This window comes from Streptococcus sp. LYSM12, assembly GCF_004569635.1.
Classification (GTDB): Bacteria; Bacillota; Bacilli; order Lactobacillales; family Streptococcaceae; genus Streptococcus.
In genome coordinates this window covers 1-692 of the sequence record NZ_SPOZ01000071.1, presented here as the reverse complement: position 1 = coordinate 692, position 692 = coordinate 1, and the positions used below count along the sequence as shown (strand labels likewise).

The 692-nt window shown below is 44.7% G+C and carries 1 protein-coding gene; it reads left to right on the top strand.

The features are described from left to right. The coding region (locus E4T79_RS10730; protein WP_209304556.1) for an RHS repeat-associated core domain-containing protein at nt 1-692 on the top strand (692 nt) is incomplete at both ends.

The following is a 692-nucleotide window of genomic DNA, read 5'->3' as shown; positions in this document are numbered from 1 at the left end:
TATGATAGCAGGGCAGGCACTTTCTTAACTGAGGATTCCTACCAAGGTGAACTGGGTGATCCCCTCAGTCAGAACCGCTATGCCTATGTCCATAATAACCCAGTCAACTACACAGACCCAAGTGGACATATCTGGAATAAGCTATGGAATGGGGCAAAGAAACTCGGCAATGATGTGTGGAATGGGACAAAGAAACTCTATCATAAAGGGAAACGTACTTTAGGAAATGCATGGAATGCGACTAAGAAGCTGGTAAATGATGGCTGGAATAAGACGGCGAAATTTGTTGGGAATGTGTATACAAGTACTGTGACTGCCGTTGGCTCTGGATTGGGTTGGTTAGGCAATCAAGTTCTAGGCGGACTGGGTCAGCTAGTGCAGCGAGTTGGTTCAGCTTATAACTGGGTATTAGAAGCAGGTCAGCAAGGATTTCAAGAGATTACGAATCGTTGGCATCAGGCACGTATTAGTGGTTTGTCGACTCATAATTGGGAACGTTCTAAAACGAAAGAAGCCCAGAATATCAATCGCAACTGGACAAAGGCGCTAGAAGAAACGATTCGACATTTCTGTGAAATAGCTCCAAAAGCAAATGGTGGGACAGTCTATGCGAGTGAGGTGACGTTTACCCCAGGTCAAACTTCAGCCGCTCAAGATTTCAAGAATAACCTTGAGAAACAGTATGGATTTGA